Annotated in this window: 21 protein-coding genes; 7 read left to right on the plus strand and 14 right to left on the minus strand. The window is 68.9% G+C overall.

Annotated features, from left to right (window positions below):
• Positions 1-61 precede the first annotated feature (61 nt).
• The gene (locus I8J32_RS14455; protein ID WP_207526642.1) at positions 62-1,735 is read left to right on the plus strand and encodes a tetratricopeptide repeat protein; all 1,674 of its coding nucleotides are present in this window, start codon (positions 62-64) and stop codon (positions 1,733-1,735) included.
• Between the two features lie 39 nt (positions 1,736-1,774).
• Here I8J32_RS14455 and I8J32_RS14460 read toward each other — a convergent pair whose 3' ends face one another.
• The 4 genes from I8J32_RS14460 to I8J32_RS14475 all read right to left on the minus strand — a co-directional run bounded on the left by I8J32_RS14460 (position 1,775) and on the right by I8J32_RS14475 (position 7,699).
• Positions 1,775-3,019: a hypothetical protein gene (locus I8J32_RS14460; RefSeq protein ID WP_200615778.1), complete on the minus strand. Its 1,245-nt coding sequence runs from the start codon at positions 3,017-3,019 to the stop codon at positions 1,775-1,777.
• A complete protein-coding gene (locus I8J32_RS14465) occupies positions 3,019-5,364 on the minus strand; it encodes a putative bifunctional diguanylate cyclase/phosphodiesterase (RefSeq protein ID WP_200615779.1) in 2,346 nt (781 codons plus the stop codon). The genes I8J32_RS14460 and I8J32_RS14465 overlap by 1 nt, the downstream gene beginning before the upstream one ends.
• A 15-nt stretch (positions 5,365-5,379) precedes the next feature.
• Positions 5,380-6,045, minus strand: coding sequence for a cupredoxin domain-containing protein (locus I8J32_RS14470; RefSeq protein ID WP_200615780.1), 666 nt, complete (start codon positions 6,043-6,045; stop codon positions 5,380-5,382).
• 262 nt (positions 6,046-6,307) lie between these two features.
• Positions 6,308-7,699: a pyridoxal phosphate-dependent decarboxylase family protein gene (locus I8J32_RS14475; protein ID WP_200615781.1), complete on the minus strand. Its 1,392-nt coding sequence runs from the start codon at positions 7,697-7,699 to the stop codon at positions 6,308-6,310.
• Positions 7,700-7,901: 202 nt separating this feature from the next.
• Here I8J32_RS14475 and I8J32_RS14480 point away from each other — a divergent pair, with 202 nt between their 5' ends.
• Positions 7,902-8,564, plus strand: coding sequence for a glutathione S-transferase family protein (locus I8J32_RS14480; protein WP_200615783.1), 663 nt, complete (start codon positions 7,902-7,904; stop codon positions 8,562-8,564).
• Positions 8,565-8,743: 179 nt separating this feature from the next.
• On the opposite strand, the gene I8J32_RS17710 is transcribed toward I8J32_RS14480, so the two are convergent.
• The 5 genes from I8J32_RS17710 to I8J32_RS14505 form a co-directional block, all read right to left on the minus strand.
• Positions 8,744-9,145: a DUF1801 domain-containing protein gene (locus I8J32_RS17710; RefSeq protein ID WP_245156527.1), complete on the minus strand. Its 402-nt coding sequence runs from the start codon at positions 9,143-9,145 to the stop codon at positions 8,744-8,746.
• A gap of 267 nt (positions 9,146-9,412) precedes the next feature.
• Positions 9,413-9,655, minus strand: coding sequence for a hypothetical protein (locus tag I8J32_RS14490; protein WP_200615785.1), 243 nt, complete (start codon positions 9,653-9,655; stop codon positions 9,413-9,415).
• Between the two features lie 132 nt (positions 9,656-9,787).
• Positions 9,788-10,198, minus strand: coding sequence for a VOC family protein (locus I8J32_RS14495; protein WP_200615786.1), 411 nt, complete (start codon positions 10,196-10,198; stop codon positions 9,788-9,790).
• Positions 10,195-10,623 carry a helix-turn-helix transcriptional regulator gene (locus I8J32_RS14500; RefSeq protein WP_207526893.1) on the minus strand — a complete coding sequence of 143 codons (429 nt, stop codon included), beginning with the start codon at positions 10,621-10,623 and terminating at the stop codon, positions 10,195-10,197. The genes I8J32_RS14495 and I8J32_RS14500 overlap by 4 nt, the downstream gene beginning before the upstream one ends.
• Positions 10,624-10,736: 113 nt before the next feature.
• Entirely contained in the window at positions 10,737-11,264 is a 528-nt protein-coding gene (locus I8J32_RS14505) for a DUF1801 domain-containing protein (protein WP_200615788.1), read from the minus strand.
• 264 nt (positions 11,265-11,528) lie between these two features.
• Here I8J32_RS14505 and I8J32_RS14510 point away from each other — a divergent pair, with 264 nt between their 5' ends.
• From I8J32_RS14510 to I8J32_RS14525, 4 genes are read left to right on the plus strand one after another with little or no spacing between them, the layout of a single operon-like run.
• Positions 11,529-12,056 carry a DUF2975 domain-containing protein gene (locus I8J32_RS14510; RefSeq protein WP_200615789.1) on the plus strand — a complete coding sequence of 176 codons (528 nt, stop codon included), beginning with the start codon at positions 11,529-11,531 and terminating at the stop codon, positions 12,054-12,056.
• Between the two features lie 3 nt (positions 12,057-12,059).
• The gene (locus I8J32_RS14515) at positions 12,060-12,281 is read left to right on the plus strand and encodes a helix-turn-helix domain-containing protein (RefSeq protein ID WP_200615791.1); all 222 of its coding nucleotides are present in this window, start codon (positions 12,060-12,062) and stop codon (positions 12,279-12,281) included.
• A gap of 4 nt (positions 12,282-12,285) precedes the next feature.
• On the plus strand, positions 12,286-12,750 hold the full coding sequence (locus tag I8J32_RS14520) for a hypothetical protein (RefSeq protein ID WP_200615792.1): 465 nt from the start codon (positions 12,286-12,288) through the stop codon (positions 12,748-12,750).
• Between the two features lie 33 nt (positions 12,751-12,783).
• A complete protein-coding gene (locus tag I8J32_RS14525) occupies positions 12,784-13,473 on the plus strand; it encodes a DUF2306 domain-containing protein (protein ID WP_200615793.1) in 690 nt (229 codons plus the stop codon).
• A 32-nt stretch (positions 13,474-13,505) separates the two neighbouring features.
• Here the strand turns inward: I8J32_RS14525 and I8J32_RS14530 are convergent, their stop codons facing one another.
• The 5 genes from I8J32_RS14530 to I8J32_RS14550 all read right to left on the minus strand — a co-directional run bounded on the left by I8J32_RS14530 (position 13,506) and on the right by I8J32_RS14550 (position 21,150).
• Positions 13,506-13,793, minus strand: a complete 288-nt coding sequence (locus tag I8J32_RS14530; RefSeq protein ID WP_200615794.1) for a hypothetical protein — start codon at positions 13,791-13,793, stop codon at positions 13,506-13,508.
• Entirely contained in the window at positions 13,790-14,380 is a 591-nt protein-coding gene (locus I8J32_RS14535; RefSeq protein WP_200615795.1) for a hypothetical protein, read from the minus strand. Before I8J32_RS14535 ends, I8J32_RS14530 begins: the two co-directional genes overlap by 4 nt.
• Positions 14,381-14,635: 255 nt before the next feature.
• Positions 14,636-16,480, minus strand: coding sequence for a M12 family metallo-peptidase (locus I8J32_RS14540; RefSeq protein ID WP_200615796.1), 1,845 nt, complete (start codon positions 16,478-16,480; stop codon positions 14,636-14,638).
• Positions 16,481-16,765: 285 nt separating this feature from the next.
• A complete protein-coding gene (locus tag I8J32_RS14545; RefSeq protein ID WP_200615797.1) occupies positions 16,766-18,664 on the minus strand; it encodes an FG-GAP repeat domain-containing protein in 1,899 nt (632 codons plus the stop codon).
• Positions 18,665-18,747: 83 nt separating this feature from the next.
• Positions 18,748-21,150 carry an FG-GAP repeat domain-containing protein gene (locus I8J32_RS14550; RefSeq protein WP_207526643.1) on the minus strand — a complete coding sequence of 801 codons (2,403 nt, stop codon included), beginning with the start codon at positions 21,148-21,150 and terminating at the stop codon, positions 18,748-18,750.
• Between the two features lie 79 nt (positions 21,151-21,229).
• Here I8J32_RS14550 and I8J32_RS14555 point away from each other — a divergent pair, with 79 nt between their 5' ends.
• Positions 21,230-25,786 carry an NEW3 domain-containing protein gene (locus tag I8J32_RS14555; protein ID WP_207526644.1) on the plus strand — a complete coding sequence of 1,519 codons (4,557 nt, stop codon included), beginning with the start codon at positions 21,230-21,232 and terminating at the stop codon, positions 25,784-25,786.
• Positions 25,787-25,842 lie beyond the last annotated feature (56 nt).

Raw genomic sequence — 25,842 nt, forward strand, 5'->3', positions numbered from 1 at the left:
CCGCTGGCCCCGCCGCAGAGGCAACTGCGTTGTTCCTGTTGCCACCCGCCGTGGGATTTCCATGAACGTGAAGAATCGACGCCTGACAGCCTCACTGCGCATCGGCGCCCTGGCCAACGCTGTGCTTGGCTGCCTGGGTTTCGCCTTCACTGCCAGCGCGATGCAACCGCCGGCACATGCCGATCACGCACTGGGCACGGTCCACTTCCCCGTCAGCTGCACGCCCCCCGCGCAACGGGATTTCGACCATGCGCTGGCGCTGCTGCACCACATGACCTACCCGCAGGCGCGCACTGCCTTCGCCGAGCTGGCCGCACGCGAGCCGGACTGTGCGATGGCCCATTGGGGCGTGGCCATGACCCTTTTCCAGCCGCTGTGGCCTACGCGGCCCACGGCCGCGGATCTCGCACGGGGGGCCGCCGAAGTGGAGGCCGCGCGCGCTGCCGGGCGTGCCAGCGAAGGCGAGAAACTCGCCATCGACGCGGCGGCGGCGTTCTTCGACAACGCAGGCCAACCGGACTACTGGGAGCGCATCCGGCGCTGGGAAGCGGCCATGCAGCGTGCGCACGCTGCGCTACCCGAAGACCCCGAGCTCACGGTTTTCTACGCCCTGGCGCACCTGGCCGTCGCACCGTCCAACCAGAACGCGCGCGCTAATGCCGACCGCGCCGCCGCGTTGCTGCTGCCGGTCTACGGTGACAACCCCGATCATCCGGGCGCCATGCACTACCTGGTTCACGCCAACGACGTGCCCGGGCGCGAACACGAACTGCTCCAGATCGTGCGCAAGTACGAAACCGTCGCGCCGGACAACCCGCATGCGCTGCACATGCCCACGCACATCTACACGCGCCTGGGAGAGTGGCCGTCCGTCATCCGCGGCAACCTGCGCGCGGCCGATGCCGCGCTGAAACACCCCGCCGGCGACCAGGGCCAATACGTGTGGGACGAATTCGCCCATGCCATCGAATACCTCGTCTATGCCCATCTGCAGCAGGGCGACGACGACGCCGCGCTCGCGCAGGTGCGCCGCCTGCAGGCGCAGGCGCGGATCGAGCCCAGCTTCAAGTCCGCGTTCCACCTGTCCTCCACCGCCGCGCGCTACGCGCTGGAACGGGGCGACTGGGCATCGGCGGCCCAACTGCCCGTTCGCATGCCCGACACGATCGCGTGGGACAAATACCCCTCGCCCGAGGCCGTCACCTGGTTCGCACGCGGGCTCGGCGCGGCCCGGCAAGGCCAGGCCGAGGGCGCGAAGGAACCCGTCGCGCGGCTGACGCAACTCGAAGCAGCCAGCCAGGCCAGCGGCGAGGACCTGTTCGCCCGCAGCATCCGCGTCCTTCGACTGGCGGTGCAGGGCTGGCAGTGGCAGGCGCAGGGCGAGCCGGACCGCGCACGCAAGCTGCTGGAGGAAGCCGCGGCCCTGGAGGCCGCCACGCCCAAGCACGCAGTCACTCCCGGGCCGACACTGCCGGCCGAAGAACAATTCGGCGACCTGCTGATGCAACAGGGGCACCCGGCAGAAGCGTTGGCCGCCTACCAGCGCGCGCTGGCGGCCTATCCCGAGCGCTTCAATGCGCAGCTCGGAGCGACCCGGGCGGCATTCGAGTCCGGGGACGTGGATGGCGCACGCAGGCGACTGGACCATCTGCTCGAGGTGACCCTGCCCGGCCCGCGGCGACGGGACGCGGAAGCCTCGGGGCGGCAGGTGTTCGCGGCGTCGAAGACCGACTGATTGCAGGCCGGGGCAGGTGCGCGGCCGTCGCGAGGTGCCTCAGAAGAACAGCCGCAGGCCCAGTTGGACCTGCACGTCCACCTGCCGCGCGTCGAGCTCGTCCAGGCGACGCTGGTTCCTGCTGCTGTCGATGCGCAGCACTTCGCCCGTCAGGCGCACGGCGTCCGAGGGCCGCCAGTTCAACGCCAGCGTGAGGGCGTTGCCGTGCTCACTCAGCGGGGGCGTCAGCGCCGCAGGACGCTGCCGGGTCTGGAACAGGTCCACGCGCAACGCCGGCTGCCAGGCTCCCTCTTCCCGCGCCAGCATCAGATAGCCCGCATTGAAGTCCGTATCCAGCCGCAGACGGCCGGGCACGGGCTCGAAGATGGTCGAGCCGTGCATGGCCTGGGCCAGCAGGGCCCATTCGCCGAAGCGCTGCTCGCCGCCCAGGTTCCAGAAGTACGTGCGCCAGGCACGCAGCGTGCGGCCGGAATAGCGCACGGACTCGGCGAGGTCGGCATGATTGTCGTAATACAACGCGGTGAAGCGCCGCTGCGACGACGGCTGCCAGCCCAGTACGCCGTAGAAGCCTGGCCGGTCGTCCATCTCGACGAAAGGACGAAAGCGCATCGGCACCGGCGCGCGCGCGACGGGAGCGTGCACGTCCGGCTGTCGCAGGCTGCCATCGATGCCTGTCGCGATGTCGCCCAGCGCCCAGCCACGCGAGGCGAGCAGCTCGCCGGCCGGATCGTTTTTGAAGAACACGGCGGCGCGCGCGTCGAGCGTGCCTTGCCGGCCCCGATGCTCCACATGCAGCTCCGCGCCGAAGATCCGCAGTTCCTCTCCGACCCACGTGTTGACCGCCGACGGGGTGAGCGTCCGCGTCGTGCTCCAGGCCAGGCCGTCGTGCTCCTGCGAAACCGGCGGGAAAAACGCGCCGGCCTTGGCCGACCAGCGCCAGGGCGTGGTCGAAACCGGACGGTAGCGGACGAAGCCCTCCAGCACGTCGAACTGACGCTCCAGTTCGGGCTGGTACTGCAGCGAGGTCGTCGCCAGCAGGGCGGGCGTCATCTGGATGGCCGCGGTCAATGCCGCACGCCCGGACAGTGCGTCGTCCGACGCCGCATCCCCACCTCCGCCGAAGCGCGTCTTGCCCAGGCCACCCTGGGTCCAGGAGGTCTCATCCGCCGGTTGCGCCACACGCAGGTCCAGGGAGCCGTGTACCTCCAGCTCCAGCGCGTACACGGGCGCCGCGGCCACCGATGCCAATCCGGCCATCGCCACTGCCATTGCCGTCCTTCGCATCAGGTCTCCGTTGCCGCGGGCAGCGGCCAGCGTGCGGGGTCGAGCCACTGTCCCACGTCCTGCGCCTGCAGCGGCGGCGCGATCAGATAGCCCTGTGCATGATCGCAGCCGACATCGCGCAGGTACGCCAGTGCGTCCGCATCATCCACGCCTTCGGCGGTGACCCGGTAGCCCAGGTGATGTCCGAGCTCGACGATCGAGCTGACAATGATGCGGTCTTCGCGAGACCGGGCCAGATGGGTGATGAACGTCTTGTCGATCTTCAGCTCGCGCACCGGCAGCCGACGCAGGTACGCGAAGGACGACTGGCCGACGCCGAAGTCATCGATGGCCAGGTCGATGCCGTCGTCGGCCATCCGCCGCAGCACCGCGATGGCCGTCTCGGGCTTGCCCATGATCGCGCTCTCGGTGATCTCCAGCACGATCTGCGCAGGCGCGACGCCGTGCGCACGCAGCAGGTCCCTCAACCGGTTCGGAAGTTCCGGATCGTCCAGGTCCCGCGCCGAGACGTTGATCGACACGCGCACCGCGTGGCCGGCCGCCATCCAGCGCGCCGCCTGCGCAATGCCAGCGCCCAGCGCCCAGCGCGTGACGCGGCGGATGTTTCCGGTTTCCTCGGCCAGCGCGATGAAGTCGTCGGGCGCCACGGGTCCGGCAATCGGGTGCCGCCAGCGGATCAGGCCTTCGACCGCGTCGATGCGCCCTTGCTGCAGATTGAGCTTGGGCTGGTAGTGCAACTCGATGCCTCCGTGTTCGAGCGCGTGGCGCAGGTCGCCCATCAGGGACAGGCGCTCGGGACGGTGCGGATCGGTGGCCGGGTCGTAGAGCACCACCGCGTCGTCCGAATGCAGCGCGCCGATCATCGCGACCTCCGCGCGTCGCAGCAGCACGCCGGCGTCGGTGCCGTGTTCGGGCGCCAGCGCTATGCCGATGGCGGGCGCGAAGTCGAGGGTCAGCTCGGCTTCGCGGTAGGGCTCACCCAGCGCCTCGACCACCCGGTGCGCGGCGGTCATCGCCTCTTCAAGCGTGGCGCCGGGCAGGAAGATCGCCAGTTGCGTCTCGGTCGCCCGGGCCACCAGGCTGTCGCCAGCCGGCGCCTGCAGACGCGCGCCCGCCGCATGCATCAGGCGGTCCGACACCACATGGCCGAGCGTCTTGATGATTTCCGGCAGCCGTCCCAGGCCGAGCATGAGCAGGGCCGCGGGTTCCTGCGGACGCGCCGCGAGCGCGTGCTGGACGGCGGACTCGATGTAGGCGCGATTCGGCAGCCCGGTCACCTGGTCGTGGCCCGCCTGGTGCAGGATGCGCGCCTCGCGCTCACGGATCGCGTGGGCCATGTTGCCGAACGCGCTGGCCAGCTGGCCGAGTTCATCCGGCCGGGCAGGCGCATCCGGGGCGCTGTAGTCGCCGGATGCAATCCGCCGTGCCAGCGACGCCAGCTCTTCGACCGGACGCGACACGCTGCGCGCGATCACCCAGGCACAGACCAGGCCCACCGTCAGCCCGAACACGAGCAGGCCCGCCCATGCGGCGGCCACGGGCCGGTACGGCTCGAGGGCCTCGTCGACGGAAAAGCCCAGGACGGCGGCGACGCGGGGACTGTGGCGGGCGCCGCGCAGCCAGACAGCCTGCGAGACGAACTCGCGCCCGCCCACCATGACGACCGCCGGCGCGGTCGGCAGGCGGCCGTTGGCGCCCAGTGACACGGCGAGCTGGCTGCGATCGCGCCCGCGCGCCAGCACGGCAAAACGGCCAGTCGCGTCGGCAGCGGCGAGTTCGATGTTGTCCGGCAGCGCCGACTGTTGCTGCAGTTGCACCAGCATGCGGTTGTCGGCGGGGATGGCGGCGCCGATGTAACCCACCAGGTCGGGGGCGAACACCGGGACGACGACCATCCAGTACGCGTGCTGCTCCCAGGTCACCGTGGCCGCGGCCGGGGCCTGCAGCGAACGTTCGACGAGGTCCGGATAGGGAAATGGCGAGCCGGCGGCCCATCGTCCGGCGGTGTCGACCTCCACGCGACCGTCGGTTCCGACCAGCAGCATCTGCGTGGCGCCGACGCGGCGGCCATGGTTGCGCAACGCAGAGGACAGCGTCGCCTCGTCGTGCTGCGCCACGGCCGAGCGCAGCGCGAAATCCAGCGCGAGCACCTGCACGCTGGCGGCCGCGCGGTCGGCCATGTCCTCGAACTGGTGGGCGAAGGACTGCGCGGCCTCCTGCATGCGGCGCTTGCCTTCGCCGATCAGCTCGTGCCGCGTGACCTGATAGACCAGCAGGCCCGTGAGCGCCTGCACCAGGATCAGGGCTACGACGAAAAACGACGCCAGGCGGAAGCGGAAGCCCATGGCGCCGGTCCTGCCTCAGTACCGGGTGTGCTCGCGGTCGAACTGCAACCGCGAGTCGGGAAGCAGGGAAAGGGCGAAGCCCAGGCTCCGACGTTCGTCCGCACGCAGGGTGATGCCGGACTGCACCAGGTCGGGTCGTTTGGGCGGCAGCCTGGGCTGCCAGACACGCACGTCGAAAGCGCCCGCCGGGAGGTCGCGGAACACGACCACGCCGCGTTCATCGGTGCGCGCGGCCCAGGGTGCGTCGGAGATGTAAAGGTAATTGATCATCCCGTCATGGATGTTGCAGCCCACCGCGATCACGCCGGAACGCTCGAGCCTCATCGGCGCGGAGGTCACCCCCGGCGCGAGCACGAACTCGAAGGGCTTGATGGGCGAAAAGGAATAGACATGGTGGCGCGTGCGGTCGCTGTTGCGGTACGCGACCTGGTCGCCGGGCCGGAACACCTCGACGTAGGGAGTGAAGGCGAGCGCCTTCTGGTCGACCACGTGCAGGGATGGCGCGGAGCGGGTCGGCGGGTTGCGCGAGCCGTTCGCGGCGGCGTTGTGCAGCACGATCGTCACCACGGCGTCGCCTACTGGCTCGCCTCGACGATCGGTGACGCTTACCTCGAGCTCCGCCGCCGTGGCCCCGGCGCAGAGCGAGGCGAGGATCCCAAAGATCACGATCTGCCCGCGCATGTCGCTCCCCCTGACGCCGCCTGGACACCCGGACCACCGCAATGGTCCTCGCCCGAGCGTAGCACCGCGGGCGTGGACGGCAAGACCACCGCGCCAGCGAAGCAAAATGGCCGCTTGAACTCGAAGGGTCCCGCTGCGGGACCGCGACCGGCACGGGCGCGACCCTGCGGAAGTTGGCGCCGGTCGCTTCGGCGTTGCGCGGGCCAGCCATGCCAGGCCGGGGCGAACCATCACGGGTCCGCAGGTGGATGGCGGCCCCCGGCTACCGGGTCGATTGCTTGAAGACCCGCACCATTGCGCCGGCACTCGCGACCACGTCCTGTTCGCTGGTCGCCCAGTTCGACACCGATATCCGCATGGCCGCCAGGCCATGCCAGGTGGTGCCACTGGCCCAGCACGTGCCGTCCTCCTGCACGCCGGCAATCACCTGCCGCGTCAGGGCGTCGTCGTCGCCGAAGCGCACCAGCACCTGGTTGAGCACCACCTCGTTGAGGATGCTGATGCCCGGCTCGGCGGACAGCAACGCGGCGAACTGGCGGGCCCGCGCGCAGCAGCGATCCACCAGGTCGGCAACGCCATCGCGGCCCAGGGCCCGCAGGGTGGCGTACACCGGTATGCCGCGGGCCCGGCGGGAGAATTCTGGCACCCAGTCGACGGCATCGCGTTCGGCGCCGTGCGTCTGGATGAGGTAGGCCGCGGCGGAGGTCATCGCGTCGCGATGGTCCTGCGCGTGCCGCACGATGGCCACGCCGCTGTCGTAAGGCACGTTGAGCCACTTGTGCGCATCGGTGGCCCAGGAATCGGCCAGTTCGATCCCGTCGGCGAGTGCGCGGTGGTCCTCGCTCGCACGCGCCCACAACCCGAATGCGCCGTCCACGTGCAACCAGGCGCCATGTGCCCGCGCAAGTTCGCCGATCTGCGGCAGCGGGTCGAACGCACCGGTATTCACGTTTCCCGCCTGCGCACACACGATCGTCGGCCCCCGCAGTGTGGCAAGCACTTCGGCCAGGCGTTCGGCCCGCATGCGTCCCTGGTCGTCGGCTTCCACGCGCACCAGGCTGCGCGTGCCCAGGCCGAGGTAGCGAAGCGCCACGTCCAGGGTGATGTGCGCTTCCTCCGAGGCGACCACGTGGATGCGCGGCGCGCCGGCCAGCCCGTCGGCCTCCACGTCCCACTCCGCCCTGCGCAGCACGCCGTGCCGCGCGGCGGCCAGGCAGGTGAAGTGCGCCATCTGGCAGCCAGTGACGAAACCGACGCCGCTCCCGCGCGGAAGGTCGAACAGCTCGAGCAGCCAGCGGGCGGCGACCTCCTCCATCGCCGCGGTGATCGGCGAGATGGCGTGGATGCCGGCATTCTGGTCCCACGTGGACACCAGCCAGTCCGCCGCCAGCGCCACCGGCAACGAGCCACCGATGACGAAGCCGAAATAGCGTGGCGATGCACAGGCCGAAGCGCCACGGCCGGCGTGGCCGGCCAGCAGGTCGATCACGGCCGCCGGGTCTTCACCCTGCGCCGCGAGCGGCGAGTCGAGCGCGGCGATCAGCTCGTCGCGGCCAGCGCGCGCGCCGACGAAACGTTGCGGCAAGTCCTGCAGGAAGGCACGGGCATGCGCGTGGGCGCGCTCGAGCAGCGGATCGAAGGCATCGCGGGACATGGGAACTCCACGGCAGCGAGGACCTTCATCGTATCGCCTGGGAGCCGGCAGGCGAAAACCCCCGCTCCGGTGGGCCCCGGCGTTATCTTGGCCCGGCGCCGCCCGATCGCGGGGGGAGGACTCGAAAAATCCGGGGCTGGCCCGATGTCGATTCCAGGCTCCGTGCTTCGTCGTTGAGACAGACACCGCCACAAGGACACCCATGCCCGCGCCCCTGCCCGTGCTATACGCCCATCCCTTCTCGTCGTACTGCCAGAAGGTGCTCACTGCGCTCTACGAGAACGGCACGCCCTTTACGTATCGCAACCTGGAGGATGCGGGCGCTTCGTCGGAACTCGCCGCGCTCTGGCCGATGAAGCGATTCCCGGTGCTCGTCGACGGCGACCACACCGTGCTGGAGGCCAGCTGCATCATCGAGCACCTCGACCTCCACTACCCCGGCCCCACCCGGCTGGTCCCGGCCGATGCGAAGGCTGCGCTCGAGGTCAGGATGATGGATCGGTTCTTCGACAACTACATCTCGACGCCACAACAGAAGGTCGTGGCCGACAGCCTGCGTCCTGCAGCGGTCCGCGACGCCTACGGCACAGCAGAGGCGCGGGCCATGCTCGACACTGCGTACGCCTGGCTCGACCAGCGGATGGCCGACCGTATCTGGGCCGCCGGGAATCGATTCACCCTCGCCGACTGCGCGGCCGCCCCGTTCCTGTTCTACGCCGACTGGACCCACGCAATCGATGCCGGATTCCGGAATGTCCACGCCTATCGCGCGCGGTTGCTGGCGCGGCCATCGTTCGCGCGTGCCGTGGACGAGGCGCGGCCGTATCGAAGCTACTTCCCGTTGGGGGCGCCGGATCGGGACTGATGCCCGACCAGGCGCCGTCCGCCGGTGCAATGCCGTCGATCATTCCTTCAGTTGCGTTGCGCGCGACCCAGGCGCATCTGCTTGTGCAGGGCGTCCTGCGCCGCGGCCGCCGCCGTGCGGCCACCGGCACCGCGCCGGAGTCAGGTCCAGGCGCCTCGCAGCCGGCGACCACGCGCGGCTCAGGCCCTCGAACTCTTGCTCCGGGGTACCGCGTTGGCGGTGTTGAACGCCACCGCTTCGCGTAGCAGCGCCTTCAGGGCGCCCTTGTCCAGCTTGTCGCCCTGGCGGTAGTCGATCGCTCGCCACTTGTTGCCGCCGAGCCCGGCGTTGAAGAGCCTGCCGTGGTCGGCCAGTCGCGCACCGTGGAAAAAGGTCAGCTTCACCTTGTCCTTGTGCGCGTTGGCCAGGACATACATCCCCTCGTGCGACCAGACCGGAGTGCCCATCCACTTCCATTCTTCGATGACCTCGGGGTCGACCTGGTGGATGAGCTTGCGGATTTCAGCCAGCCGCTCGCCACGCCAGTCGCCGAGGCTTTCAATCCTGGCGTCGATGCGCCGCGCGGCGCTTACTGTCTGCACGGACTCTGCACCGGCCTTGCGCGGGGCCGCCCTCGCGGCCACTCGTTTGGCCGGTGTCTTCTTCGCCGCGACTTTCCTGGCCGGAGCCTTGTTCGCGGCGACCTTCTTCGCAGCAACTTTGCGCACCGCGACCTTCTTCGCCACGACCTTCTTGGCCGCCACCGGCTTCACCGCGACCTTCTTCGACGCGGTCCGCTCCGCGCTGGCTTTGCCTGCACTGGTGCTCTTCTTCCCGACCATCTGGTTCGCTCCTTGGACTGGCCAGCCTCAACCGCCGTGATCAGCCGCCTGTTCGCCGGCGCGCGAGCGGCCACGCCACTTGGCGGCATAGGGCAGCGCGAACATGTACAGCCCGGTGACCAGCAGCAAGGCAAGCGGCACCAGCGTCGCCAAACCCACCCATACCGCAATCTGCCCCTTCCCCATGACGACCAGGTTGGCGATCACCGCCAGCGTGAAAGCGATCGACAGCCAGCGATGGAACTGCCGGATCCATTTGTTCCAGTTCAAGGGACACCTCCTGGTGAAGTCGCGTCCGATGGATTCGGACGCCTTGAAGAATCGGTCGAGCCATCGCCTTTGTTTCCTGGCCCCCCGACAGATGCCGGCATGCGGGTTCTCCGCATGCGCGATGCGGGAGGCTCAGCCCGGCCGCGCCTGGGTCATCTTCCATCCGTTGCCCGAGGGATCGCGGAAGCTGGCGTCCACGGTGCCGTAGCGCTCCACCGGCTCCTGCGTGAACTCCACGCCGCGGGCCTGCATGCGCTCGAATGCGGCGCGACAGTCGTCGACCACCAGCAGCAGCGGCGGCATGCCCCCCTTGGCAACGATCTCGCGCAGGCTCTGCGCGGTCGCTGCGTCCACCGTGGGGGCCTGCGGCGTGAACAGGCCCAGCTGGAAGTCCGGCTGGTCGGGATGCTGCACGGTAAGCCAGCGGTAATTTCCGTTGCGCGCGTCGGTATGGACGCGGAATCCAAGCCGCTGGACATAGAATTCAAGGGCTTCGTCCTGGTCGCGGACGTACAACCCGGCTACTGCGACACCCTGGTTCATGGGACCTCCTCCGTGTTTGGAGGCTCTTTTATACCCACGGCCTCCTGCCTACGCTTCTCCGAAACTGCGATGGTGAGTCCGGGCCGGTGGGCCGCGCTGACGAAGCAGGCCGGCACCTGTTCGAGCGCGTGTTCCGCGGCCTTCTGGCGCGCGCGCAGTTCGCTGGGGCTTTGACCGGTGACGTCGCGGAACGTGCGTCCGAACGTCCCCAGGCTGTTCCAGCCGGTCTGCAGGGCGATGTCGATGATCGGCAGGTCGGTGTCGCGCAGCAGTGCCGACGCACGCTCGAGCCGGCGCGTCAACAGGTAGCGGTGCGGCGGGACGCCGAAGGCGTCCTTGAACGAGCGGGCGAAATGAGCTTCGGAGACACCGCTCACCTGCGCCACGCGCCGGACCGGCCATTCCTCGTGCGAGGCCACGTCCATCCGGTCCTTCGCGCGCAGGAGCCGGCGCAACAGCCGGGGGTCCTGGCCGACCGGGCCTTGGCCTTCGCTTCCATTCGCTTTTGCCACGTACTTACCTCGGTTTGATCGGGGGCCTACATCCGCTCGCCGGGCAACTGGCTGGCCTGCTTCACCCAGGCGGCGAACTGGGCCTCGTCGAGCGTGTCGTGCTGGCGGATGTCGAGGTAGCGCGTGTCCTGGCTCCTGGACGCGCCCGGTGGAACAGGACGCAGCGCTGCACCTCGGAAGAAAGCCACTTTCACGTAGTGGGCGTAGCAATGATAGGAGAGGAACCAGCCATCGCCGTCGATGCCATAAAAAGGCGAGTTCCATTTCACTGCCTTGTGCACGCCGGGGACGGTGCGCTCGATGATCGCGTCAAGGCGACGCCCCACTTCGTGCTTCCACCCAGGCATGGCCGCGATGTAGGCCTGCACGGGCGCGTCACCTTCGCCTTTTGGGATCTGCGGATTGCCACCGGCAAGCAGTTTCGGCGTCGAGGCCGGGGCCTTTGTATCGACGGCTGTTTTCGTCCGCGCAGTCTGCCTCGGCTTGCGCGGACTGCGTGGGGCGGCCGCCTTCGCGACAACTTTCGCCGGTGGGTTCTGCGTCGTGCCGGCCATGGCTTCACTCCAGTGGATCGACCCGGCGGCGGGTCTGGATCGTGATCGAAGCGGGCCGCTTCACCGGCTGGACCGGCGGTCAGGCCCTGCAGTGTGCCCAAGCCTATCGCAGCGGCGCACCGGCCCGCGATGGCTGGGGACGCCTCCCGGGGGACTGCCTGCCCAGGCCCCTGACTGTCGAGCCATGGCCCCTCATTCGGCCCTTGCATATCGTTTTGCGATATCGTATATATCGTCCACCGATATCCCCTCGAGGTGCACACCGTGACCACTGCCCCGAACCCCCTCGTCCTGGCCCGACCCCTGATCCGGGTGCTGATCGTCCTGAACACCCTGTATGCCCTCGCCATCGGCGGGCTGCTGGTCGCCACCCTCGTCTCTCCGACCTTCACCTTCGAGGCGCTCGGCGGCGGCAAGGCCAACTCCGTCTGGGAGCTGCGCAACTCGCTGCGCGCCATCGTGGTCGTCGGCCTCCTCGCCGCCTATGTCACTTATCGCGTGCTGCGCGAATTGCTGGCCATCGTCGACACGGTTCGTGACGGCGACCCGTTCGTCGCCGGCAATGCCCGCCGACTGCAGGCGATCGCCTGGTGGGTGTTGGCCGGCGAAGGCCTGCGGCTGGTGGTCGGCGCCATTGCCTGGAGCGCCGCCCGCGCCGCGCCCGCGCTGAAGATGGACATCGACGTCGGATTCTCCTTCGCCCCGTGGCTGGCCGTGCTGCTGCTGTTCGTGCTGGCACGCGTGTTCGAGCACGGCGCACGAATGCGCGCCGACCTGGAAGGCACGGTGTAAGCCATGGCCATCCTGGTCCACCTCGACGACAAGCTGCATGAGCGCCGCATGACGCTCACCGAACTGGCCGCGCGCGTCGACATCACCGTCGCCAACCTGTCGATCCTGAAGACCGGCAAGGCCAAGGCCATCCGCTTCTCCACGCTCGAGGCGATCTGCGCGGCGCTCGAGTGCCAGCCCGGCGACCTGCTCGCCTTCGATCCCACGCAGCCGCCCCAGGAGTAAGCACATGACCGCCCTCGCCCGCTTCTTCGCTTCCGACTCCCAGCGCCACGACGGCGTCCGCCCGGTACAGATCTGGGGCCTGCGCCTGTTCTTCTTCCTGATGCTGGTCTTCGTCACGCCCTTCGCCTGGCGCGTGCTGCTGACGCACGAGGGGCCCTGGGACCCGCTGCGCGCGATCGCGTTCGCCGTGTGGGCGACCTATCCCGCGCTCGCCTTCTTCGGGTTGCTCAATCCCCTGCGCTGGTTGCCGCTGATGTTCTTCACCATCGGCTACAAGGCGGTATGGCTGGCCTTCGTCGCCTATCCGCTGTGGCAGGCCGGCACGCTCTGGGGCACGCCCACCGGCGAGATCGCGAGCTCGTTCCTCGCACTGCCCCTGCTGGCGGCGGTGGTTCCCTGGGGCTACGCATGGCGGACGTACTTTGCCTGGCCGCGGCGTGGGTTCCAGTCGCGACCGGTGTCAGCCTAGGGCCGGACCGGCCATTACCTGCGGAGCATGGGCATGAATGGCATCACCTGGATCCACATCGCCGGCGGCATGGTCGCGCTGGCCACCGGCGCGGTGGCCTTCGCCGTTCGCAAGGGCGGCCGCGTCCACGTGCAGGCCGGCATCGCATTCGCCGTGTCCATGCTCGTTTTGGGCATCACCGCGGCATACCTGTCGCCGCTGCGGACGCCGGCCGAGTCACCGGTCGGCGGGCTCATGGTCTGCTACTTCGCCGCCACCGGGTGGATGGCCGCGCGCCGGCGCAGCGGTGTGCCGGGCCGCTTCGAGAAGATCGCCTGCGCCGCCGTACTGTTCATCGCGATGGCCATCATCGCCAAGGGTATCCGGCTGGCACTGGGTCCACCGCCTGCGGTGTTTGTCCCGCCTGGTCCGATCGAACTGCTGGTGCTGGGCAGCATCTGCCTGCTGTCGGGCCTGGGAGACCTGCGATGGATCCTGCGCGGCACCCTGTCGGCCATGCAGCGCATTACCCGGCACCTGTGGCGCATGTGCTTCGCTTTTTTCATCGCCACCGGCTCGTTCTTCCTCGGGCAGCAGGACATCCTGCCCGAAGCCGTGCGCGGCTCGCCGATCCTGTTCGGCCTGGCCTTCGCGCCGTTCGGATTGTTGCTGTACTGGCTCGTGCGGGTGAGGCTTTCCCGCCGCAACAACCCGGCAAGGCCAGAAGTCACCGAAGGGGCTTGACGGTCGTCCTGTCTTGCCCAGGCGCGGAAGTGTCAGTCGATCATGTCGCCCAGGTCGCTCACGCCGAGCGTGAACCACGCCACCGCCAGGCCCAGCGCGATCCGCAGCAACAGCGGGATCGGCACGCCTGCCCGCTTCGCTAGCACACGGCGCACCGCCGGCATGTACGCCAGAGACAACACCAGGCCCACGGCGCCGGGAACGGGGTGGACCAGCCACAGGTTCGCGACACCGATGGCGAACACGCAGGTACCGAAGATCGCATCGACGCAGCGCGAGGCCAACGAGGCGTCGCGTGTGCCGGCCGTTGTCTGGTTCACGGAGTACCTCCTGCAGCCGCCTCGTCGCGCGCGGCCTTGGAAAACACCAGCGCCGCGACCATCCAGGGCACGGCGAAGCCCGCCGTCAGGAAGGTCTCCAGGCCGATGCCGGGCCCGTCGCGCTCCATGCCGCCCAGTGCCAGCCCCACTCCCGCCGCCAGCAGCTGGGCCAGTGCAGTCGCGGCCATGGCCCGTGCCATTCCGCGCGCCCTGAACTTCGCGGCCAGCGCCCCGGCGGCGGCCACCAGCAGGACGCCGCCGAACATCAGGTTGAGCGGGTTGTGCTCGCTGCCGAACATGCCCACCGCGAGGTTGACCCAGACGGTAAGGAACCCTGTCGCCACCGCGATCGCAAAGCCCATCCGGTAGACGGTGTTGCCGCTCAGCCACGTGGCCAGTTCATACAGCGCGCACGCGGTCCCCAGCATCACCCCCATCGCGATGAAGTCCGACCCGGTCCACACCACTTCGTGGGTGAACTGCATCGCCACGGCGGGCAGCAGCAGCAGGGCCGCCGCCCCGCCCCAGATCAGCGGGCGCCAAGGGTTGCGCCCGCGGCGAGGTTGGGGAACGGGATGGGTGGTCATGTCTGCCTCCGCGCTGGGTGTGCCGGGCCCACCGAAGTGGACCGTCTGGAGCCTGCGAGGCCAGCCTCAACCACACTGATGAAGGCGACAAGGGCGCTGTGTGAAGCGAGGAAGAAGTCGGCCGGCGGCTCAGTGCCACGCCGGGACGATGGGGACGCCAATGAAAAACGCCCGCTTCGCAGCGGGCGTCGTTCATGGCGCGGCGACCGGATCAAGGGCGCCAGGTCTCCCGGCACACTCAATCCGCACCTGCCCTCAGAAGCTGATGCTCCAGCTGTCGATCTTGCCCGTATCACCCGTGGCATTGTCGTTGGCGCGCAGCTTCCACGTGCCGTTGAGGGCTTCCGACGACAGGTTCACCGTATAGGTCTGGATGATGTTGTCCGCACTGCCGCCCGAACGGTTGTGCAGCAGGTAGGCGGTGCCATCCGGGGCGATGAGCTGGACCTTCAGGTCGCCCTTGTAGGTGTGCAGGATGTTCACCGCCACCGCCGTGTTGCTCGGGGCGTTGCCCGCACGGCCCGCGACCACGATCGGACTGTCGACCGTCGCGTTGTCATTGATGGTGAAATCGGCGGGGTTGGTATAGGTCGTCTTCACCTGCGAGACGACCACCGACTTGGTCACGCTGTGGGTGGCGCCGTCGTCATCGGTCACGGTCAGCGTCACGCTGTAGGTGCCCGCCGCAGCGAAGGTCTTGAGCGGGCTGGTCGCGGTCGACGTGGTGCTGTCGCCGAAGTTCCAGCTGCGCGACACGATCGTGCCGTCGCTGTCGGTGGAGCTGTCGGTGAAGGTCACCGCCAGGTTGCTGGCAGTGGAGCTGAAGTTCGCCACCGGCGCGGCGTTGACTGCCGGCGTGGCGCGGAACGCGGCGACCGTGGCCTTGCGCTCGATCAGCACGCGGCGGTTGTCGCTCTGGTTGGCGTTGCCCATGGCCACGCCGTTGTAGGTGATTTCGGGGCTGGACCAGTAGTTCAGGCGCGGGCACCCGCCGGTGCAGGCGTAGGCCATGATCGTGCGCCAGCTGTTGCCGTACTGGTAGCCGTGGCCATAGGTGTAGATGCTGTTGCTGCCGTTGACCGGGTCGTGGTGCGCGCCCATGTTGTGGCCGATCTCGTGCGCGAAGCTGTAGTAGCCGGTGGCGCAGTTCCAGGCCACCGCCACGAAGGCGCTGCTGGCGCCGGAATTGAGGTAACCCAGGCCGCAGTACTGGGTGTTGTTGATGATCAGCGCGTTGACGTCGGCGCCGATCGAATCACGGGTGGCGTGGTAGCTGTCCAGGTATCCGTCGTTGGTGCCGCTGAAACGCGACAGGTCCGTATCGAAGCTGCCGGATTCGGAGTAGCTGGAGGCGTAGTACCCCGCCAGTTCCATGGTGATGCCGATGTTGGAGTTCGCGTAACCGGCATTGGTTTCAGCCACCGCAAGCTCCATCAGCGCCCGCATGTCGCCGGTATAAGCGGCCACGGCCTGCTGGCTGGCCACCACCATCACGCGGAGGGTCTGCGTCGCACCTGGCGCGGTGTCGGCGACGACCGCCGGCCTGCGCAGCTTGTGCTGCCGCATGGCCTGGTCGAACATCGCGCGGTAGCTGTCGGGGTGGTCGGCAGGCATGGCCGATTCGTCGACCTCGATCACCGCGTGCTCGCCGCCGGGCAGCGGCTGGATGCGGTAGAGCGTGCCCTTGACGCGGACACTTCCGGTGATGCCGTTGCCACGGCGCACCAGGATCACCGAGTTCAGCTCATCGCGGCGCACTTCCTTGTTGATCGCCGGACGCGGCTTGGCATCCTTGAGATGGCCGGTCCAGACCTGGCTGCCGCTGGCGTTGACCTGGGCCTTGTCGAGCACGGCCGTGACGTTGACCCGCCCCAGGTCGAGGTCGAGTTCGCGCGTGGCAGCGTTGACGGCCGAGACGTCGGCGCGCGCGACGCGCATCGTTGCGGTCTCCGGGCGGTCGGCGATCATCCGCGCGGCGCGGTTGGCCGCGGCCTGCGGCTGGGCCGGCGTCGCCACGAACAGCGGTCGGCCGGCGAGGACGCTGCCGGACATTGCCAGCGCCGCGATACCGACGGCAAAACGAATGGCCTGCTTTTTCACTGCTGCTCCATGGATGACTGGACCGGATAGGGCGCCCGCAATCGCACCCGGACCATCGCTCGGCCCGGACAGGAATTGGGGGAAGTCGCGGGAGAGTATCCCAACCGGCACCCGGCGAAAAGTGGGAGCGCGGCCACACTTTTCCTCGGTCGAACAGGCGGTCCTGATGGCCCCGGGTAAACGCCACTGCGGACGCGGGCCAGGGCCGCGTGCCCGGGGTGGAGGCTGCGAAATTCGGACTGGGCACCCGGATGCGCCTGCCGCATCCGGCCCACAGCACCGCCGTCAGCGGACGACCTTCCACCCCACCAGCGAACCCACCGGCTGCAGCTGGTTCTTGTCGGCCGATCGCCAGATGACGTTCTCGCCGGTGCTGGCATTGCGCCACATCAGGTCCGCGCGACCGTCGCCGTTGTAATCGCCTACGGCGGCCAGGGTCGTGTGCACCGGCACGGCGGCAATCAGGACGCGGCGTGCGCTGAGCCCGGACAGCCACAGTTCGTTCGCGCCGGTGGCGCTGTTCCTCCAGACCAGGTCGTCGGTGCCGTCGCCGTTGAAGTCCCCCACGCCGGCCACCTGCCACTGCTGGCTCGCCACGCTTGTCAGCGCCTGCTGCAGATCCTGGCGACTGCTGGGCCACACGACGTTGGCACCCGTCGTGGCATGCCGCCACAGGATGTCCGACCGGCCATCGCCGGTGAAGTCACCGATCCCGGCCACCTTCAAGCCCAGGTCGGCAACGGCCAGCGCCTGGTAGGTTTCCGAGGTTGCCGATTTCCAGATGGTATTGGCGCCGGTGCGGGCATTGCGCCAGAGCAGGTCCGCGCGGCTGTCCCCGTCGAAATCGCCGGCCCCCACCACCTGCCAGTCCTGGCTGGCGATGCTGGTTGTGGCCGTCAGTCGCGCCTGCCCGGCCGACCATACTTCGTTTGCTCCGGTCACCCGGTTGCGCCAGAACGAATCCGCGCTGCCATCGCCATCGAAGTCGCCCACGGCCTGCAGCGACCAGTTGCCGTCCTGCGCATCGAGCGTGCGGGTCGAAGCGCTGTTGGCCGAAAGCCACAACATGTTCTGCCCTGCCTCGTTCGTCCACGCCACGTCGGAAACGAAATCCCCGTTGAAGTCACTGACCGGCTGGCGTCCGCCGTAATGGATATGCAGCAGGCCATCGGAAACGGCCAAGTCGGCGTGGCCGTCGTGATTCAGATCACCGATGGCCATGTGGTCCGGGTATTTGACGTGCAGCGGTGTCCACAGTTCGGCAGGCGACAGACGCTGTCCCAGGCCCATGTACCGGCCGATGGTCATCCAGCCGCGATGTCCGACCAGCAGATCCTGGCGACCGTCCTCGTCCACGTCCGTGGCAAGCATGGCATGGGGGTTGTCGAAGGTCGGCAGCTGTTCGGCCAGCTCGAAGTATCCGTTCGGCGCGCGCCGGTACTTGTAGAGCGTGGCGCAGGGCGTGTTGCAGGACGCCGCGACGATGACTTCCCTGGCGCTGGCATGGTCGACGACTTCGATGTCCTGGGACCAGGCGTAGTCCTTGGGATAGGTGTAGGCCACGGCCGGCAGGAAGCCGCGGTTTCCATCGTGGGCGTAGACGAAGAAGCTGTTGGATGTGCCATTGGCCAGCAGCAGGTCGGGCTTTCCGTCGCCCGTCACGTCGCGCAGCCGCGGCCTTCCCACGGTGGCGACCTGCATGTAGGAAGGCGCGGAAAGCCCGGTCGCCATCGCGCCGTAATACAGCATCGCCTCGGCGTCGCCGACGCAGACCACGTCCTCCAGGCCATCACCCTGCAGGTCGGCCGTGCCGATGGCCTGGCAGGCATAGGTCGCGGCATGCTCCTTGAGCGTGAACCCGTTCGCGCCGTTCCACTTGTAGGTCGACAACCCCCGTGCGTGCCCGACCAGCAGCTCGCGGGTGCCATCCTTGCCCAGGTCAGCCACGCCCAGGTCGAAGACGGTCACCGGTGAGGACAGCCTGTGCGTGCGCAACAGGGTGCCATCGGCCTGCTGGAGCAGCACGTCCACGTACAGCTGCATGCCGACGACAGCCACGTCGTCTCGTCCGTCGCCATTGAAGTCCGCCACGGCAACGGCGCTCGTGCTCTTGTCCCATACCTGGACCGGCGGGCCGAACATGAAAGCACCCGCGTGGGCGGCGACCGGGACGGCTGCGGCCATCGGAGCCAGAACCAGAACCATCAACAGGCGCCTGAGCATGGGGCTGCACCTTTGCGTCATCGAATACCGATCAAGATCCATGGTCAGCGCACCAACCGGGTGTCAGTACCGCTGGCATGCACTGCCTGCGTGACGCGCGAGTCCGCCGAACGCCAGATGACGTTTTCACCGGTGCCCGGGTCATGCCATAACAGGTCCGCGCGACCATCGCCGTTGTAATCGCCCACCGTCACCACCCACTCGACGGACGTACGGGTGATCGCGACGCGCCGCGCGAGGCTGGCCGAATACCAGATGTCGTTGGCGCCGGTCGCTGCGTTTCGCCACAAGACGTCGTCCTTGCGGTCGCCGTCGAAGTCACCGATTCCTGCCACCTGCCACTGCAGGCTCACCACGCTGGCCAGTGCCTGCCGCAATTCGCGGCGGCCGGAAGGCCACAGGTCGTTGCTGCCGGTGCTGGCGTGCCGCCACAGGATGTCGGCCCGGCCGTCGCCGTTGAAGTCGCCGATGCCGGCGACCTTCCATCGCTCGTCGGTCACTGCCGGCAGCACCTGGTAGGTCGCCGGGTTCGCCGACTTCCAGACAGTGTTGGCGCCGGTGACGGTGTTGCGCCACAGCACATCCGAACGCCGGTCTCCATCGAAGTCGCCCGCCCCCACGACCTGCCAGGACTGGCTGTCCACCGCACCAATCGCGCGCTTGTATATCGCGTGGTCCCAGACTTCGTTCGCGCCCGTCGAACTGTTGCGCCAGAAAACGTCCGCGGCACTGTCGCCATCGAAGTCGCCGAAGGCCTGCGGCTGCCATTCCGCGGCGATGAAACCGGGGCACATGGCATTGCCGGTCCGGTAGAACATGACTTGGCGGCACTCGATCCAGTTCTCGATCTCCGCCCAGCCCCACAGCATGGCTTCGCCACCCGTGTAGAGGCGCCAGAGGACGTCCGCCATGCCGTCCCCGTCGAAATCGTTCTCGGCCATGCGCGTGCGCACGGCAGGCCTGCAGCCGTACAGCACCTGCACGCCCGTGCGCGTCGCGCTGGCCAAGTCCTTGCAGCCGTCGTGGTCGAGGTCCCCGAGCGCAATGCTGTTGCTGTGGCCCTGGGGAACGAAAAGCGCGAGATCCTTGCCGAAGCCCGGCAGGTCGAAACGCGACTGGCCAGCCAGTCCCTTGGTCCCGCTGCCCAGCAAGGTCACGCTGTTGAAGGTGAAATGGGCGGCGATCAGTTCGTTGTCGCCATCGCCGTCCACGTCGCCCGCCAGCATGGCCGTCGGCGCGCTCTGCACGGGGATGCGCTCGGCGCGGGCAAGGTAACCATTGGCGCCACGGCGGTAGACGTTGAGTGTGGCGTCCGGTGCGTTGTCCGGGCTGGCAGTGACCACTTCATTGACGCCATCGCCGTCCAGGTCGAGCACTTCCAGCGCCGCCGGCCATTTGAAGGCGGCCGAGCGCGGATGGGGATACACGTTGGGCGGCAGGAATCCGCCGCCGCCGTTGTTGGGGAAGACCAGGAACCCATTGACCGTGGTCGAGGTCACCAGCAGATCGGGCCGGCCGTCGCCGGTGACGTCCGCCAGGCGCATGCGCTTCCAGTCGAAGGAATACGTGCCTGCCGGCGTCTGGAACTCGAGTGTCGAACGGAAGCCGCCGTTGCCATTGCCGAGGAAGACCGTGGCGGTCTGCTTCCAGTCGTGGCAGAGAACGTCGGCCAGGCCGTCGCCGTCGACATCGCCGGTCACCAGGAACTTGCAGCCATGGCTGTTCGCGTGCGGGACCAGCGCGATGGTTCCGCCCGCGCCGACTCGCCCCACCAGCAGGCCGGGGCCACCTTCGGCGACACCGACGACGATTTCCCGGGCACCGTCGCGGTCCAGGTCGACGAGCGCAAGCGGGTAGATGTGTTCATTGAAGGCCGATGGCAGGGCCACCCGGACACGCTCGGCGAGCGAACCGTCCGCACGCTGCAGGGACAGGGAAAGGTTGTGCACCTCGGTCGCGGCCAAGTCGTCGCGCCCGTCTCCGTTGACATCGCCGACGGCCACGCTCACGAAAGTGTCCCGCGACATCACCACCGGCACCGGTGGCCCGAAGGAAAATTCCGTCGCGCACGCAACACCCGAAAAGCCCAGCATCAGCCAGGCCAACCAGCAGACTTTCTTCATCGCCCCTCCCCGATCGCGGGGAAAAGGGTAGCAGACGCGACGCGTGGCCCGAAGCCCGGCCGAAAGCACGAAGCGGTGTCGGCGGTACGCGCAAAGGCGCTTTGACGGGCTACCACTCATCGGCCGAAGCGCTGGTTTGGATACCTGAACCTGCTTCCGGCCGGATGTCGATGTTCGGCTCGCTGCACACCACCACGACGGGGAATGGTCCGCGCCTGCCGAGGTTTTCACCATGCGCGCAACGCTTGCCGGCGTGGCGCGCCGGCGGGCCCGCCATATGGCCCATGTCCGTCCGCCAGTGTCGAGTTCAGGCGGGCCTGGCAAGGCCCGGTGCCTGGCTGCCCTCCTCGCGCTCGTCCTCGGGAGCGGAGCGTCGCAGATCGCGCGCGCGGAAACCTTCTACGTGCGCGTGGACGGCGGTGACGCCAGCCAATGCACCGGACGCAGCGACGCACCGTATCCGGGCAGTGGCACCGGCCAGGCCTGCGCCTGGAGCCATCCCTTCCACGCGCTCGCACCCGATGGCACGCGACGCATCGCCGGTGGCGACACCCTGCGGATCGGCGGCGGCAGCTACATGATCGGCCAGGGCGCATCAGGCGCCGGTGCGTGCCTGCCCGCCAACTGCTCGCTCGCCACGGTTCCCGGCGGCACGGCCGGGGCACCGACGCGGATTCTCGGCGACCCCGCCCACCGGCCCAGGTTGTGGGGCACGCTGGGGGTGACACGCATCCTCAGTCTCGATGGCAGCTCCAATGTCGAGATCGGCCACCTGGAGATCACCGACCAGGACGACTGCGTCTACAGCCACAGCAACGCGACGGCGAAGTGTCCCGCGGTCGGCCTCGGGGCCTGGGCCAAGCACGGCGTGTATGCGCGCGCCTCGGCCAACGTCTGGCTGCACGACCTCGATATCCATGGCCTCGGCCACACCGGCCTTTGGGCGGGCGGTCTGAGCAACTGGACGCTCGAGCGCGTGCAACTCAACCGCAACGGTCGCGCGGGTTGGGACGCCAACATCGGCACCGGCAGCTCGAACTCCGGCGCCATAGTCCTGCGCGGCATGGAGATCGCGTGGAACGGTTGCGGCGAACGCTGGCAGACCGGCGCGGCCTGGGCCTGCTGGAGCCAGCAGGCCGGCGGCTATGGCGACGGCCTGGGCACGGTGGCCACCGGCGGCCTGTGGCTGATCGAGGACAGCTTCGTCCACCACAACACCCAGGACGGACTGGACCTGCGCTTCCTCGACGGCGCGGACACCACGCACGCCACGCTGCGCCGCATCCATGCCGTGGGCAATGCCGGCAACCAGGTCAAGGTGAAAGGCAACTCGCTGATCGAGAACTCCGTGCTGATCGGCAACTGCGGCTATTTCAACGGGAAGTTCTACATGTTGGCGGCCGACAACTGCCGCGCCGACGGCACGACGCTCCTGCTGGTGTTCACCGCCAACGACCTCGCCGTCGTGCGCCACAACTCGATCACTGGCGAAGGCTGGAGCCTGGTTGGCGCGACGGAAGGCGACAGCAGCGGTCGCGCGCTGGTCCAGAACAACGTGCTCGCCGGCTTCCCCTGGTTCCTCAACCCGGCGGACCTGAGCCGCGTACAGGCCGGCACTTCCCCCGCCCTGGTCACCCACTCGGGCAACCTGGTCTGGAACGTCTATGCCAATGCATGTCCCGGCGACAGCCTCTGCGGACAGAATCCAGCGCTGAAGGACATGGCGCTGGCCACCTACGATGCCGAGCCGCTGCCGGGTTCGCCGGTCGTCGACCGGGTCGCTCCGATGGCCCAGGTCACCACCGACTTCCTGCTGCATTCACGGCCGCTGGGGGCGGCCAGCGATATCGGCGCCTATGAACTGCCGGCCGCGATCACATGCACACGCGCCACGCCGACGGTGGCGCTCGCGGGCTTCCCGGCCGCAGTGCCGGCCGGCACCCGCATCGATTACACGCTGACCCTCACCAACCATGACAGCGCCGGCTGCCCGACTACGAGCTTCACCCTGTCCGGGTCCGTGCCGGCGGGCTGGAGCAGCACATTGGGGGCCGGGAGCCTGGACCTCGCGCCCGGCAACACCGGCAGCACCACCGTCTCCGTCACCTCGCCGGCCAGCGCCGCGGGCGGCGACTACACCGTCGGCGCCGGCGTCGCGAGCAGTGCCCATAGCCGCCACACCGCGAGCGCCACCGCGACCTACTCCGTGCTCGTTCCGGACCCCGTCTGCACACCGGCTGCGCCGACCCTGAGCCTGGGCGGGCCGACCGACGCCGTGCCGGCCGGCACGTCCATCCAATACACGGCGAATCTGCGCAACAACGACAGCGCGAGCTGTGCAACGACGTATTTCAACCTCGCCGATTCGACACCCGCCGGATGGACCGCGACGCTGGCTATGCCGGGCCTGACGCTCGCCCCCGGCGCCAGCGGCAGCACGACGCTCACCGTGGCCTCGCCCTCCGACGCCACTCCCGGCGGCTACGGCATCGGCGCCGGTGCCAGCAGCGATGCCGGCGCCGTGCACACGGCGAGCGCCGGCATCACCTACAACGTGGCCGAGCCGCCTGCGCCGTGCACGCGCTCGGCTCCCACACTCGCCCTGGGTGGCCCCACCGCCCCGGTTCCGGCGGGAAGCGGCGTCGACTACACCATCAATCTGCACAACAACGACAGCAGCACCTGCGCCGGCACCAGCTTCAGTCTCGCCGCATCCGTGCCTGCCGGATGGACCGGGCTGCTGGCGGCCGACACGATCACGCTCGCACCGGGCGCCAGCGGCGGCACCACGCTGGCCGTCACCTCCGCCATCGACGCCGGTGCGGGCAGCTACACCATCGGCTCGGGCGTGGGCAGCGGTGCGGGCGGCGTGCACACGGCCAGTGCCAGCGCGACCTACACGGTCGACGAGCCGGCGCCGGCATGCACGCGCGCCGCGCCAACGATGACGGTCGGCGGGCCCACCGCCGCGGTGTCGCCCGGCAGCGTCGTCGACTACACCGTCGGTATCCGCAACAACGACAGCAGCTCCTGCGTCGGCACGAGCTTCAGTCTCGCCGCATCCGTGCCGGCGGGATGGACCGGGCTGCTGGCAGCCGACGCCATCACGCTCGCACCTGGCGCCAGCGGTGGCACCACGCTGACCGTCACGTCCGCCACCGACACCAGCGCGGGCGACTACACGATCGGCGCCGGTGCAGGCAGCAGCGCGGGCACCGTGCATACGGCCAATGCCAGCGCAACCTACACCGTCGACGTGCCAACTCCGGTATGCACGCGCGCCGCGCCGGTGGTCAGCCTGGGCGGGCCGACTACGGCAGTGGTCGCCGGCACCGCGGTGGCCTATACCCTCAGCGTCAGCAACCAGGACAGCAGTGCCTGCGCGGCGACGAGCTTCAACCTGTCACGCACCGTGCCCGCGGGATGGGCCGGCACGCTCACCGCCACCAGCATCGACCTGGCCCCGGGCGCCAGCAGCAGCACGACGCTCACCGTCACCTCGGCGGGTACGGCTCCGGCGGGGCCGTATGCCATTGGGGCCGGCGTCGACAGCAGCGTTGGCAGCGTGCATGCAGGCAATGCCAGTGCGACCTACACCGTTGCCGTGCCACCTCCGGTGTGCACGCGCGCCGCGCCGGTTGTCAGCCTGGGCGGGCCCACTGCGGCAGTCGCCGCCGGCACCGCGGTGGCCTACACCCTCAGCGTCAGCAACCAGGACAGCAGTGCGTGCGAGTCGACGAATTTCAACCTGTCGCGCACCGTGCCGACGGGGTGGGCCGGCACGCTCGCTGCCACCAGCATCAGCCTGGCCCCGGGCGCCAGCAGCAGCACGACGCTCACTGTCACCTCGGCGGGTACGGCCGCGGCGGGGCCGTATGCCATCGGGGCCGGCGTCGACAGCAGCGTTGGCAGCGTGCATGCAGGCAATGCCAGTGCGACCTACACCGTTGCCGTGCCACCTCCGGTGTGCACGCGCGCCGCGCCGGTTGTCAGCCTGGGCGGGCCCACTGCGGCAGTCGCCGCCGGCACCGCGGTGGCCTACACCCTCAGCGTCACCAACCAGGACAGCAGTGCGTGCGAGTCGACGAATTTCAACCTGTCGCGCACCGTGCCGACGGGGTGGGCCGGCACGCTCGCTGCCACCAGCATCAGCCTGGCCCCGGGCGCCAGCAGCAGCACGACGCTCACTGTCACCTCGGCGGGTACGGCCACGGCGGGGCCCTATGCCATCGGGGCCAGCGTCGACAGCAGTATCGGCAGCGCGCACACAGGCAATGCCTCTGCCACCTACACCGTCGCCGCGCCACCGCCGGTGTGCACGCGCGCGACGCCCACGCTGTCCATGAGCGGCCCGACCTCCGCGGTCGCGGCCGGCACCGCGGTCGATTACACGGTGAGTCTGGTCAACCGCGACAGCGCCGCCTGTACGCCGACGAGTTTCAACCTGACGCGCGCCGTGCCGAGTGGGTGGACCGGGACGCTGACCGCCACCAGCCTCAGCCTGGCCGCCGGGGCCAGTGGCAGCACCACGCTGCGCGTCACCTCGACGGGAACCGCGGCCGCCGGAAGCTACACGATCAGCACCAGCGCCGGCAGCAACGCGGGCGCGGTGCACACCGCCAGTGCCTCGACCAGCTACACGATCGCGGCCCCAGCCATCGTGCTGACCACTACGCTGACCACCGATCGGGCCACCTACGCGGCCCGCGGCACGGTGCAGATCGCGGCCCTGCTGCGCAACAACGCCGTGGCGGTCGCCGGGGTCCCGGTCACCTTCACCCTCGCCCGCCCCGGCGGTGCCACCAGCACGCTGACCGCGACCAGCGGCAGCGATGGCTACGCCCGCACGACCTACAAGATCCCCAGCAACAAGGCCGCGCTGGGGCTCTACACCATCACGGCGCGCTGGAGTTTCGGCGGCGTCAGTGCGTCAGCGGTCAGGACGTTCACCGTGCTCTGAAAACGAGGCCGGGTCACGCAGGCGCACCGGAGCGTTCGGACCAAACCGGGTGGTTC

It is taken from the genome of Lysobacter solisilvae (assembly GCF_016613535.2).
Lineage (GTDB): Bacteria > Pseudomonadota > Gammaproteobacteria > Xanthomonadales > Xanthomonadaceae > Agrilutibacter > Agrilutibacter solisilvae.

Coding starts and splice junctions, on each gene's coding strand:
- I8J32_RS14475 (WP_200615781.1), bottom strand. CDS start 7,699: ATGTCCCGCGATGCCTTCGATCCGCTGCTCGAGCGCGCCCACGCGCAT.
- I8J32_RS14495 (WP_200615786.1), bottom strand. CDS start 10,198: ATGAACCAGGGTGTCGCAGTAGCCGGGTTGTACGTCCGCGACCAGGAC.
- I8J32_RS14470 (WP_200615780.1), bottom strand. CDS start 6,045: ATGCGCGGGCAGATCGTGATCTTTGGGATCCTCGCCTCGCTCTGCGCC.
- I8J32_RS14515 (WP_200615791.1), top strand. CDS start 12,060: ATGGCCATCCTGGTCCACCTCGACGACAAGCTGCATGAGCGCCGCATG.
- I8J32_RS14460 (WP_200615778.1), bottom strand. CDS start 3,019: ATGCGAAGGACGGCAATGGCAGTGGCGATGGCCGGATTGGCATCGGTG.
- I8J32_RS14535 (WP_200615795.1), bottom strand. CDS start 14,380: ATGACCACCCATCCCGTTCCCCAACCTCGCCGCGGGCGCAACCCTTGG.
- I8J32_RS14455 (WP_207526642.1), top strand. CDS start 62: ATGAACGTGAAGAATCGACGCCTGACAGCCTCACTGCGCATCGGCGCC.
- I8J32_RS14465 (WP_200615779.1), bottom strand. CDS start 5,364: ATGGGCTTCCGCTTCCGCCTGGCGTCGTTTTTCGTCGTAGCCCTGATC.
- I8J32_RS14480 (WP_200615783.1), top strand. CDS start 7,902: ATGCCCGCGCCCCTGCCCGTGCTATACGCCCATCCCTTCTCGTCGTAC.
- I8J32_RS14500 (WP_207526893.1), bottom strand. CDS start 10,623: ATGGACGTGGCCTCGCACGAGGAATGGCCGGTCCGGCGCGTGGCGCAG.
- I8J32_RS14545 (WP_200615797.1), bottom strand. CDS start 18,664: ATGGCCGCAGCCGTCCCGGTCGCCGCCCACGCGGGTGCTTTCATGTTC.
- I8J32_RS14505 (WP_200615788.1), bottom strand. CDS start 11,264: ATGGCCGGCACGACGCAGAACCCACCGGCGAAAGTTGTCGCGAAGGCG.
- I8J32_RS14520 (WP_200615792.1), top strand. CDS start 12,286: ATGACCGCCCTCGCCCGCTTCTTCGCTTCCGACTCCCAGCGCCACGAC.
- I8J32_RS14525 (WP_200615793.1), top strand. CDS start 12,784: ATGAATGGCATCACCTGGATCCACATCGCCGGCGGCATGGTCGCGCTG.